Raw genomic sequence first — 11,132 nt, 5'->3', positions numbered from 1 at the left:
AGGCACCGGATTCTGATTCCGGCATTCCGAGGTTCGAATCCTCGTACCCCAGCCAAATTAAAAAGTCGTTCAGCAATGAACGCACTGTTGCTCTTAAACCGGGATAGTGACGGTCAGGTGCAACAGACAATTGGGGTATCGCCAAGCGGTAAGGCACCGGATTCTGATTCCGGCATTCCGAGGTTCGAATCCTCGTACCCCAGCCACTTAAATGCAAAAAAGCCCACCTCGGTGGGCTTTTTTGCTATTGGCGTATAGCCATCCTGGCGCGTCACTGACTGCCGGGCAGGCGCTTTCCACTACGCCCCTGCCCGGGAAGCCGGAGTTACAAGCCTAACGCATACTTCAGCGCCTGACGCTTCAGCACCCCGGCGCGTTCGGCCGCCATCAGGCCAATATTACGCAGCATCCGCACCGGCGCCAGGTCATTGCTGAATCCGGCGTAAAACAGATCCATCCCCGACTGCATAATAAAATTATCCGCCCGCCGCCGCGCCTGGTAGCGCTTGAGCACCGGCAGGCTGGCCCACTTTTCGCCTCGGCCGCGCGCTTGCGCCAGGATCTCCAGCAGGGCGTCGACATCGCGATAGCCAAGGTTAACCCCCTGCCCCGCCAGTGGATGAATGGTGTGCGCCGCATCGCCCACCAGCGCCAGACCGGGCTGAACGTACTGCAGCGCATGACGCCGGGTGAGCGGGAAGGCGCCGGCCGCCTGCGGCGTCACCCGTCCGAGACGCGCCGGGAAATGGCGGGCGATCTCCTGCTGAAGCTGGGGCATGGACATGCCCTGTAGCTGACGGATCCGCGCCGGGGCGTCATACCACACCAGCGAGGCCCAGTTGTCGAACAGCGGCAGGAAGGCGCGCGGTCCGCTGGGGGTAAACTGCTGCCAGGTGCTGTCGCCGGGATCGTCGGCGCATTGGACGCTGATGAGCATACAGGATTGCTGATATTGCCAGGCATGCACGCCGATGCCGGCCATCTCCCGCACCTGAGAGCTGGCGCCGTCGGCGCCGATAACCAGCCGGGCGTGGATCGTCTCCCCCTCGCGTAAACGCAGCGCCGTCTGCGCCTCGCCGCGCTGCATCGCCTCCAGTTCGCCGCCAACGCGGAGGGTAACCCCTTCGTGCGCCGCCAGCGCTTGCCACAGGCCCCACTGCAGGACCTTGTTCTCAACCATATAGCCCAGCTCTGGCAGCTTGAGCTCTGCGGCGTCAAAGGCGACGTGCGCGCTCTCCCACTCCCAGGTCTCCAGACGACGGTAAGCGTGGACGCGCATCGCCCGCACGGCATCCCAGACGTCAAGGCTTTTCAGCAGGCCGACCGAGGCCGCGCTGATTGCCGAGATCCGCACATCCGGGGCGGATGCCGGATCGAAAGCCGGAGGCGCCGTTTTCTCAAGCACCGTCACGGTAAATCCCTGTTGCGCCAGCCCCAACGCCAGGGCGCCGCCGACCATGCCGCCGCCCACGATGGCGACATCTGTTGCGTGAATTGTCATGGCTATTATCCTTAAAGCAGAATCCGTTAAGTTTACCGGATTTTTCGCCCTCTTGCGGTGATAACGCTCGCACTGGTCAGGGGGCGACCAAAGCATTACAATACGCGCCCTGGAATGCGAAATTCACCCTGTATATATCCCCGCGTTTTGGATATCTATTACTGAGCATGAGCAAGTCAATGACAAAAAAACTCCATATTAAAACCTGGGGCTGTCAGATGAACGAGTATGATTCATCAAAGATGGCCGATCTGCTGGATGCGACACATGGGTATCAACTGACCGAAGTGGCGGAAGAAGCAGATGTGCTGTTGCTCAATACCTGCTCAATTCGTGAGAAGGCCCAGGAAAAAGTTTTCCATCAGCTTGGACGCTGGAAGCTGCTGAAAGAGAAGAACCCGGACCTGATTATTGGCGTTGGCGGCTGCGTGGCCTCCCAGGAAGGCGACCATATTCGTCAGCGCGCGCACTATGTCGATATTATTTTCGGGCCGCAAACCCTGCACCGCCTGCCGGAGATGATTAACTCTGTGCGCGGCAACCGCAGCCCGGTGGTTGATATCAGCTTCCCGGAAATTGAAAAATTCGATCGCCTGCCAGAACCGCGCGCCGAAGGCCCGACCGCCTTCGTCTCGATTATGGAAGGCTGCAACAAATACTGCACCTACTGTGTGGTGCCCTACACCCGCGGTGAAGAAGTCAGCCGCCCGTGCGACGATATCCTGTTTGAAATCGCCCAACTGGCGGCGCAGGGTGTGCGTGAAGTCAACCTGCTGGGCCAGAACGTGAACGCCTGGCGCGGTGAGAACTACGACGGCACCACCGGCAGCTTTGCCGATCTGCTACGCCTGGTGGCCGCTATCGACGGCATCGACCGCATTCGCTTCACCACCAGCCACCCGATCGAATTTACCGACGACATCATCGACGTCTATCGCGATACGCCGGAGCTGGTGAGCTTCCTGCACTTGCCGGTGCAGAGCGGTTCCGACCGCGTGCTGAACCTGATGGGACGGACCCATACCGCGCTGGAGTATAAAGCGATTATTCGTAAGCTGCGTGAAGCGCGTCCGGATATTCAGATAAGCTCCGACTTTATCGTCGGCTTCCCCGGCGAAACCACGGAAGATTTCGAAAAGACGATGAAGCTTATCGCCGACGTCAATTTCGATATGAGCTACAGCTTTATCTTCTCCGCCCGTCCGGGCACCCCGGCGGCCGATATGGTCGACGACGTGCCGGATGCCGACAAGAAACAGCGTCTGTATATTCTGCAGGAGCGCATCAACCAGCAGGCGATGGCCTGGAGCCGTCGCATGCTCGGTACGGTACAGCGTATCCTGGTGGAAGGCACGTCGCGCAAGAACATCATGGAGCTCTCCGGGCGTACGGAGAACAACCGGGTGGTCAATTTCGAAGGCACCCCGGACCTCGTCGGCAAGTTTGTCGATGTCGAAATCGTCGATGTTTACACCAACTCGCTGCGCGGCAAAATCGTGCGCACCGAAGCGGAGATGGGTCTGCGTATCGCTGAATCACCCGAATCAGTGATTGCCCGCACCCGTAAAGAGAACGATCTTGGCGTGGGTATCTATCAGCCGTGATCCCTTCAGGCCTGTCGGTTCCGGCAGGCCTTGTAATTCCTCTCTCCGTCCCTATATCTACAGCAATGCTTGCACCATTTTCCTGTGACGTAAATAATTTCCTGATTAGCCGGCCACGCGCCGCGTCCGGCCACCTGCGTAAAGAGGAACAGTTTGAACATAGACACTCGTGAAATTACCCTGGAGCCAGCGGATAACGCACGCCTGTTAGCCCTGTGCGGCCCGTTTGACGACAACATCAAACAGCTGGAGCGTCGGTTAGGCATTGAGATTAACCGCCGTGACAATCACTTTAAGCTGACCGGACGCGCCCTTTGCGTACACGCCGCCGCCGATATTCTGCGCAGCCTGTATGTCGACACGGCGCCGATGCGCGGTCAGATTCAGGATATTGAACCAGAGCAGATCCATCTGGCGATCAAAGAGGCGCGCGTGCTTGAGCAAAGCGCCGAGAGCGTGCCGGAGTACGGAAAAGCCGTCAATATCAAGACCAAGCGCGGGGTGATCAAACCGCGTACGCCGAACCAGGCGCAGTACATCGCCAATATCCTCGATCACGACATCACCTTCGGCGTGGGTCCGGCGGGTACCGGGAAAACCTATCTGGCGGTGGCGGCGGCGGTCGATGCGCTGGAGCGCCAGGAGATCCGCCGCATTCTGCTGACCCGTCCGGCCGTCGAGGCGGGCGAAAAGCTCGGCTTCCTGCCCGGCGATCTGAGCCAGAAGGTCGACCCGTATCTGCGCCCGCTGTACGATGCGCTGTTCGAGATGCTCGGCTTTGAGAAGGTGGAAAAGCTGATTGAGCGTAACGTCATCGAAGTGGCCCCGCTGGCCTATATGCGCGGACGGACGCTGAATGACGCCTTTATCATTCTTGATGAAAGCCAGAACACCACCATCGAGCAGATGAAAATGTTCCTGACCCGCATCGGCTTTAACTCCAAGGCGGTGATCACCGGCGATATCACGCAGATTGACCTGCCGCGCAGCACCAAATCCGGTCTGCGCCACGCCATCGAAGTGCTGGCGGAAGTCGATGAGATCAGCTTTAACTTCTTCCATAGCGAAGATGTGGTCCGCCATCCGGTGGTCGCCCGCATCGTGAACGCCTATGAGGCATGGGAAGCCGCAGACCAGAAACGTAAAGCAGAACTGGCCGCCGAGCGCAAACGCGAAGCCCAGGAACAGGAGCAAAAATGAGTCAGGTGATCCTCGATTTACAACTGGCCTGCGAAGAGACCAGCGGCCTGCCGGACGAAGCCCTTTTTCAACGCTGGGTCGACGCCGTCATTCCGCCGTTTCAGGAGGAGTCAGAGTTAACGATTCGTCTGGTCGACGTTGCAGAAAGCCATGAGCTGAACCTGACCTATCGCGGCAAGGATAAGCCGACCAACGTCCTCTCTTTCCCGTTTGAAGCGCCGCCGGGGATTGAAATGCCGCTGCTCGGCGATCTGATCATTTGCCGTCAGGTGGTGGAGCAGGAAGCCAGCGAGCAAGGGAAACCGCTGGAGGCGCACTGGGCGCATATGGTGGTGCACGGCAGCCTGCATCTGCTGGGCTACGATCACATCGAAGATGACGAAGCGGAAGAGATGGAAGGCCTCGAAACAGAGATAATGCTTGCTCTGGGCTATGAGGACCCGTACATTTCCGAGAAGATTGCTGAATAGCTCCCTGCCGGATCGTGGCGCTTGCGCCTCATCCGGCTGCTGTTCATGCATTTTACCCGCCTGAACGTCAGGCAACCCATGCCGTCCGGCGCTGAGTTTACGCGCGACGAGCGACATTAAATCAACATGAGAACCCAAACGACGCCATGAGCGACGACAATTCACACAGTAGTGACACAGTAAACAGCAAAAAGGGATTTTTCTCCCTGTTACTCAGCCAGCTCTTTCACGGGGAACCGAAAAACCGCGATGAACTGCTGGCGCTGATCCGTGATTCCGGGCAGAACGACCTTATCGATGAAGATACTCGTGACATGCTCGAAGGGGTAATGGATATCGCCGACCAGCGGGTCCGCGACATTATGATCCCCCGTTCACAAATGATTACCCTGAAACGCAATCAGACGCTGGACGAGTGCCTCGATGTCATCATCGAATCCGCTCACTCGCGCTTCCCGGTCATCAGTGAAGATAAAGATCACATCGAAGGGATTCTGATGGCCAAGGATCTGCTGCCGTTTATGCGCAGCGACGCCGAAGCCTTCAGCATGGAAAAAGTGTTACGGCCGGCGGTTGTCGTTCCGGAAAGCAAGCGGGTCGACCGCATGCTGAAAGAGTTTCGCTCACAGCGCTACCATATGGCGATCGTTATTGACGAATTCGGCGGCGTCTCCGGTCTGGTGACCATCGAGGATATCCTTGAGCTCATCGTCGGGGAAATTGAAGACGAGTACGACGAAGAAGAAGATATCGATTTCCGCCAGCTGAGCCGCCATACCTGGACGGTACGCGCCCTGGCCTCCATCGAAGACTTCAACGACGCCTTCGATACACACTTCAGCGATGAAGAAGTGGATACCATTGGCGGGCTGGTAATGCAGGCCTTTGGCCACCTGCCGGCTCGCGGCGAATCTATCGACATTGATGGTTACCAATTCAAGGTAGCAATGGCAGATAGTCGTCGTATCATTCAGGTGCATGTTAAGCTGCCGGATGATGCTCCCCAGCCGAAGCTGGAAGAGTAAGCGGCGGCGCTGAAGGTCACGGCCAGCCGGGAGACAGACCGTAGCGATACTCGGTTGTCCCCTCCCCGGCTGGCAAACAGCATAGCCTGTGGCAACAGGCGTTAATTTACGGGACGATTAGCCTAAATGGTATTTGCCTCTCTTCTTGAACGCCAGCGCGTACGTCTGCTGCTGGCGCTGCTATTCGGAGCCAGCGGAACGCTGGCTTTTTCACCTTACGACTTCTGGCCCGCAGCGATTATTTCACTGGTCGGTCTACAGGCGTTAACCCTCAACCGCCGCCCACTGCAAAGCGCCGGCATCGGCTATTTATGGGGACTTGGCCTGTTCGGCACGGGAATCAACTGGGTTTATGTCAGTATCGCGCAGTTTGGCGGTATGCCGGGTCCGGTTAACGTCTTCCTCGTCGTTTTGCTGGCGGCCTATCTGTCGCTCTACACCGGCCTGTTTGCCGGCCTGCTCGCCCGGCTGTGGCCCAAAACCAGCTGGCTACGGGTGGCGATCGCCGCCCCCGTCGTCTGGCAGATCACCGAGTTCCTGCGCGGTTGGGTGCTGACCGGCTTTCCGTGGCTGCAGTTCGGCTATAGCCAGATCGACGGCCCGCTGAAAGGCCTGGCGCCGGTGATGGGGGTTGAGGCGATCAACTTCCTGCTGATGATGGTTAGCGGCCTGCTGGCTCTGGCCCTCGTGCAGCGCAACGGGAAGGCGCTGGTGATCGCAGCGGTGCTGTTCGCCCTGCCGTTCCCGCTGCGCTATATCCAGTGGTATCAGCTGCTGCCGGAGCGCGCGACGCAGGTCTCGCTGGTGCAAGGCGATATCCCGCAGGCCATGAAGTGGGACGAGAAACAGCTGGTTAATACCCTGAAAACCTACCTGGCGCTGACCCAGCCGCATATCGGCCACTCGCAGCTGATTATCTGGCCTGAATCGGCGATCCCGGATCTGGAGATCAACCAGCAGCAGTTCCTCAGCATGATGGACGATCTGCTGCGCGCAAAAGACAGCTCGCTGATCACCGGCATCGTCGACGCGCGTCTTAATAAGCAGAATCGCTACGACACCTACAACACCATCATTACCCTCGGCAAAGATAACCCGTACCGCTACGACTCGACCAACCGCTACAACAAGAACCATCTGGTGCCGTTCGGCGAGTTTGTACCGCTGGAGTCGATTCTGCGTCCGCTGGCGCCATTCTTCGACCTGCCGATGTCCTCCTTCAGCCGCGGTCCCTACGTGCAGCCGCAGCTGATGGCGCATAACCTGAAGCTGACCGCAGCCATCTGCTACGAGATCATCCTCGGGGAACTGGTGCGGGATAACTTCCGTCCGGATACCGACTTCCTGCTGACCATCTCTAACGACGCCTGGTTCGGCAAGTCCATCGGCCCGTGGCAACACTTCCAGATGGCGCGGATGCGCGCCCTGGAGCTGGCCCGCCCCCTGCTGCGCAGTACCAACAACGGCATTACCGCCGTGATCGGCCCGCGCGGCGAGATCCAGAAGATGATCCCGCAGTTTACCCGTGAGGTGTTGACCACCACCGTGACGCCCACCAGCGGCATGACCCCTTACGCTCGCACTGGCAACTGGCCGCTGTGGGCGCTGACGGCGCTGCTCGGCTTCGGTGCGCTGCTGATGAGCCTGCGTCAGCGTCGCCGATAAGTTCTCTACCGGCGACGCCCGTCGCCGGCTTTTTTCTTCCCGTCATTTGCCACCCTGGCACAGTCATTGCTTTATTTAATCGGGTAGCGCCGTCCTCCGGCCCAGTGCAACCGGGTTGCACCATAAACGATCGGTGGTCGCGCTATTTTGGTGCAATGGAAGATATTTGCCTCCCATTGGTGCGGAGCGCTTCGCAAAAATAAACAATAAAGCAGCAAAATATTTACATTAAGCCAAACTAAATGCTAACAAACACATACAAATGCGGCACGTGGATGCGTGCCCCTAATAACAACACACACAATCACAATGGGTATCAATAGCGTCGGTGACGCTGCGGATAAGGAGTTGGATATGCAATTACGTAAACTGGCCACGGCAATGCTGGTAATGGGAATGACCGCTGGTCTGGCGCAGGCGGAAGATGCTGCCCCGGCGGCTGGCCAGAGCACTCTGGATAAGATCGCGAAAAATGGCGTTATCGTTGTCGGCCATCGCGAATCTTCCGTCCCTTTCTCTTACTACGATAACCAACAGAAGGTTGTGGGTTACTCTCAGGACTACTCCAACGCCATCGTCGATGCCATCAAGAAAAAACTGAACAAACCCGATCTGCAGGTCAAACTGATCCCGGTCACCTCGCAGAATCGTATTCCGCTGCTGCAGAATGGCACCTTTGATTTCGAGTGCGGCTCAACCACCAACAACCTCGAGCGCCAGAAACAGGCGGCCTTCTCCGATACTATCTTCGTCGTCGGCACTCGTCTGCTGGTGAAGAAAGGCGGCCCGATCAAAGATTTCCCGGACCTGAAGGATAAAGCGGTCGTCGTCACCTCCGGAACCACCTCAGAGATCCTGCTGCATAAGCTGAACGATGAGAAAAAAATGAATATGCGCATTATCAGCGCCAAAGATCATGGCGACTCTTTCCGCACCCTGGAGAGCGGACGCGCGGTGGCCTTTATGATGGATGATGCCCTGCTGGCTGGCGAACGTGCCAAGGCGAAGAAACCGGATAACTGGGAAATCGTCGGCACCGCGCAGTCGAAAGAAGCCTATGGCTGCATGCTGCGTAAGGACGATCCGGCCTTCAAGGCGCTGGTCGATGAAACCGTTGCCCAGGCCCAGACCTCTGGCGAAGCGGCGAAGTGGTTCGACAAATGGTTCAAAAACCCGATTCCGCCAAAAAATCTTAACCTGAACTTCGAGCTGTCGGACGACATGAAAGCGCTGTTCAAATCACCTAATGACAAAGCACTGAACTAATTATAACAACCAGGGGCGGGATATCCTGCCCTCCCGATGATTGTCACAGCACGGACAGACTATACGGCGGCTGGTCGTTCCCCAGCCGCCGCGAATACCGAAACAAGCTGGACAACCGTCTTCGAGGGTAGCAATGGCTACCCTTTTTTTTCCAGGAGTCATGTATGTCAATAGACTGGAACTGGGGGATATTCCTGCAACAGGCCCCCTTCGGTAACACTACCTACCTGGGCTGGCTGTGGAGCGGTTTTCAGATCACCGTCGCCCTCTCCATCTCGGCCTGGATCATCGCTTTTCTCGTCGGCTCGCTGTTCGGCATTTTACGCACGGTCCCCAATCGCTTCCTCTCGGGCATTGGCACCTGCTATGTCGAACTGTTTCGCAACGTGCCGCTGATCGTGCAGTTCTTTACCTGGTACCTGGTGGTGCCGGAATTCCTGCCGGAAAATATCGGCATGTGGTTTAAATCGGAGCTGGACCCAAACATCCAGTTCTTTGTCTCCTCCATGCTGTGCCTGGGGCTGTTTACCGCCGCTCGCGTCTGCGAGCAGGTACGCGCCGCTATCCAGTCGCTGCCGCGCGGGCAAAAGAACGCCGGTCTGGCGATGGGGTTGACCCTGCCGCAAACCTACCGCTACGTGCTGCTGCCGAACGCCTATCGCGTTATCGTGCCGCCGATGACCTCGGAGATGATGAACCTGGTGAAAAACTCGGCCATCGCCTCCACCATCGGTCTGGCCGATATGGCCGCGCAGGCGGGCAAACTGCTGGACTACTCCGCTCATGCCTGGGAGTCTTTTACCGCCATCACCCTGGCCTATGTTTTCATCAACGCGGTGATTATGCTGATTATGTATGTGGTCGAGCGTAAGGTTCGCCTGCCTGGCAATATGGGAGGCAAATAATGTACGATTTTGACTGGAGTTCGATCGTTCCCTCCATGCCCTACCTGCTGGCAGGGCTGGTGATCACTCTGAAGATTACGGTGATCGCCATCGTGGTCGGCATCGTCTGGGGCACCCTGCTGGCGGTCATGCGCCTGTCCAGCTTTCTGCCGCTGGCCTGGTTTGCTAAATCCTACGTTAACGTGTTCCGTTCTATCCCGCTGGTGATGGTTCTGCTGTGGTTCTACCTGATTGTCCCGGGCTTCCTGCAGAACGTGCTGGGACTGTCGCCGAAAACGGATATTCGCCTGATCTCGGCGATGGTGGCCTTTTCGATGTTCGAGGCCGCCTACTATTCAGAGATTATCCGCGCCGGTATCCAGAGCATCTCCCGCGGCCAGTCAAGCGCCGCGCTGGCGCTGGGAATGACCCACTGGCAGTCGATGCGGCTGGTGATCCTGCCGCAGGCCTTCCGCGCCATGGTGCCGCTGCTGTTAACCCAGGGGATCGTCCTGTTCCAGGATACCTCGCTGGTGTATGTATTGAGCCTCGCCGACTTCTTCCGTACCGCCTCCACGATTGGCGAGCGTGACGGGACTCAGGTCGAAATGATCCTGTTCGCGGGCGGCGTCTATTTTGTGATTAGCCTCAGCGCCTCGCTGTTGGTCAGCTGGTTGAAGAAAAGGACTGTGTAATGATTACCCTGAAAAACGTTTCAAAATGGTATGGTCACTTTCAGGTGCTGACCGATTGCTCCACGGAAGTGAAAAAAGGCGAAGTCGTGGTGGTCTGCGGGCCGTCAGGCTCCGGTAAATCTACGCTGATAAAAACCGTGAACGGCCTTGAGCCGGTGCAGCAGGGGCAGATTATCGTCGATGGCACCGTGGTTAACGATAAAAAGACCAATCTTGCCAAACTGCGCTCGCACGTCGGAATGGTGTTTCAGCATTTTGAACTGTTCCCGCACCTGTCGATTATCGACAACCTGACGCTGGCGCAGGTTAAGGTTCTCAATCGTGACAAAGCGTCGTCGCGCAAGAAGGGTCTCAAGCTGCTGGAGCGCGTTGGCCTGGCGGCGCACGCGGAAAAATATCCGGCGCAGCTCTCCGGCGGCCAGCAGCAGCGCGTGGCCATTGCCCGAGCCCTGTGTATGGACCCGATCGCTATGCTGTTTGATGAGCCCACCTCAGCGCTCGACCCGGAGATGATCAACGAGGTACTGGACGTCATGGTGGAACTGGCCAACGAAGGGATGACGATGATGGTGGTTACCCACGAAATGGGCTTCGCCCGCAAGGTGGCCAACCGGGTGATCTTTATGGATGAAGGTAAGATTGTTGAAGATGCCGATAAAGAGGCCTTCTTCGCCAATCCGCAATCCGATCGCGCTAAAGATTTCCTCGCCAAAATTCTGCATTAATCGTTATTCGCTGCGCATACCACCCGGTATGCGCAGTTTATCTTTCCCGCCATATTATTCACCAATATTATTTGTGCGCGCCATTACCGCCAATATC

The 11,132-nt window shown here is 57.5% G+C and carries 10 protein-coding genes and 1 tRNA gene; 10 read left to right on the top strand and 1 reads right to left on the bottom strand.

From position 1 onward, the window contains the following. Positions 1 to 131 precede the first annotated feature (131 nt). A tRNA-Gln gene (locus tag ABLU50_RS13715) sits at positions 132 to 206 on the top strand. 119 nt (positions 207 to 325) lie between these two features. On the opposite strand, the gene ubiF is transcribed toward ABLU50_RS13715, so the two are convergent. Further along, positions 326 to 1,501 carry a 3-demethoxyubiquinol 3-hydroxylase gene (gene ubiF / locus ABLU50_RS13710; RefSeq protein WP_087832748.1) on the bottom strand — a complete coding sequence of 392 codons (1,176 nt, stop codon included), beginning with the start codon at positions 1,499 to 1,501 and terminating at the stop codon, positions 326 to 328. A gap of 179 nt (positions 1,502 to 1,680) precedes the next feature. On the opposite strand from ubiF, the gene miaB reads away from it, so the two are divergent. The 9 genes from miaB (at position 1,681) to ABLU50_RS13665 (ending at position 11,035) form a co-directional block, all read left to right on the top strand. Then, positions 1,681 to 3,105 carry a tRNA (N6-isopentenyl adenosine(37)-C2)-methylthiotransferase MiaB gene (gene miaB, locus ABLU50_RS13705; RefSeq protein WP_004885906.1) on the top strand — a complete coding sequence of 475 codons (1,425 nt, stop codon included), beginning with the start codon at positions 1,681 to 1,683 and terminating at the stop codon, positions 3,103 to 3,105. Between the two features lie 153 nt (positions 3,106 to 3,258). Next, complete coding sequence (locus ABLU50_RS13700) at positions 3,259 to 4,305, top strand: PhoH family protein (protein ID WP_004176871.1); 1,047 nt, start codon at positions 3,259 to 3,261, stop codon at positions 4,303 to 4,305. Further along, positions 4,302 to 4,775 (top strand): rRNA maturation RNase YbeY, encoded by a 474-nt coding sequence (ybeY, locus tag ABLU50_RS13695; protein ID WP_002894722.1) that lies wholly within the window; start codon positions 4,302 to 4,304, stop codon positions 4,773 to 4,775. Before ABLU50_RS13700 ends, ybeY begins: the two co-directional genes overlap by 4 nt. Before the next feature lie 146 nt (positions 4,776 to 4,921). Beyond that, positions 4,922 to 5,800 (top strand): CNNM family magnesium/cobalt transport protein CorC, encoded by an 879-nt coding sequence (corC, locus tag ABLU50_RS13690; RefSeq protein WP_004197606.1) that lies wholly within the window; start codon positions 4,922 to 4,924, stop codon positions 5,798 to 5,800. A gap of 126 nt (positions 5,801 to 5,926) precedes the next feature. After that, the gene (gene lnt, locus ABLU50_RS13685) at positions 5,927 to 7,465 is read left to right on the top strand and encodes an apolipoprotein N-acyltransferase (RefSeq protein ID WP_087832747.1); all 1,539 of its coding nucleotides are present in this window, start codon (positions 5,927 to 5,929) and stop codon (positions 7,463 to 7,465) included. A 354-nt stretch (positions 7,466 to 7,819) separates the two neighbouring features. Next, the gene (locus ABLU50_RS13680) at positions 7,820 to 8,731 is read left to right on the top strand and encodes an amino acid ABC transporter substrate-binding protein (protein WP_023288842.1); all 912 of its coding nucleotides are present in this window, start codon (positions 7,820 to 7,822) and stop codon (positions 8,729 to 8,731) included. A gap of 164 nt (positions 8,732 to 8,895) precedes the next feature. Beyond that, positions 8,896 to 9,636 (top strand): amino acid ABC transporter permease, encoded by a 741-nt coding sequence (locus ABLU50_RS13675; RefSeq protein ID WP_002894709.1) that lies wholly within the window; start codon positions 8,896 to 8,898, stop codon positions 9,634 to 9,636. After that, on the top strand, positions 9,636 to 10,310 hold the full coding sequence (gene gltK / locus ABLU50_RS13670; RefSeq protein WP_002894707.1) for a glutamate/aspartate ABC transporter permease GltK: 675 nt from the start codon (positions 9,636 to 9,638) through the stop codon (positions 10,308 to 10,310). Before ABLU50_RS13675 ends, gltK begins: the two co-directional genes overlap by 1 nt. Beyond that, on the top strand, positions 10,310 to 11,035 hold the full coding sequence (locus ABLU50_RS13665; RefSeq protein ID WP_004885898.1) for an amino acid ABC transporter ATP-binding protein: 726 nt from the start codon (positions 10,310 to 10,312) through the stop codon (positions 11,033 to 11,035). The genes gltK and ABLU50_RS13665 overlap by 1 nt, the downstream gene beginning before the upstream one ends. The last annotated feature ends 97 nt before the right edge of the window (positions 11,036 to 11,132 follow it).

The organism is Klebsiella sp. GG_Kp173 (assembly GCF_040062415.1).
In the GTDB taxonomy this organism is placed as follows: domain Bacteria; phylum Pseudomonadota; class Gammaproteobacteria; order Enterobacterales; family Enterobacteriaceae; genus Klebsiella; species Klebsiella quasipneumoniae.
This window is presented reverse-complemented; position numbering and strand designations above follow the sequence as displayed.

Bases quoted from the DNA above. Each gene is read 5' to 3' on its own strand.
- ubiF (WP_087832748.1), bottom strand. From the start codon at position 1,501: ATGACAATTCACGCAACAGATGTCGCCATCGTGGGCGGCGGCATGGTC.
- miaB (WP_004885906.1), top strand. From the start codon at position 1,681: ATGACAAAAAAACTCCATATTAAAACCTGGGGCTGTCAGATGAACGAG.
- ybeY (WP_002894722.1), top strand. From the start codon at position 4,302: ATGAGTCAGGTGATCCTCGATTTACAACTGGCCTGCGAAGAGACCAGC.
- corC (WP_004197606.1), top strand. From the start codon at position 4,922: ATGAGCGACGACAATTCACACAGTAGTGACACAGTAAACAGCAAAAAG.
- lnt (WP_087832747.1), top strand. From the start codon at position 5,927: ATGGTATTTGCCTCTCTTCTTGAACGCCAGCGCGTACGTCTGCTGCTG.
- ABLU50_RS13680 (WP_023288842.1), top strand. From the start codon at position 7,820: ATGCAATTACGTAAACTGGCCACGGCAATGCTGGTAATGGGAATGACC.
- ABLU50_RS13675 (WP_002894709.1), top strand. From the start codon at position 8,896: ATGTCAATAGACTGGAACTGGGGGATATTCCTGCAACAGGCCCCCTTC.
- gltK (WP_002894707.1), top strand. From the start codon at position 9,636: ATGTACGATTTTGACTGGAGTTCGATCGTTCCCTCCATGCCCTACCTG.
- ABLU50_RS13665 (WP_004885898.1), top strand. From the start codon at position 10,310: ATGATTACCCTGAAAAACGTTTCAAAATGGTATGGTCACTTTCAGGTG.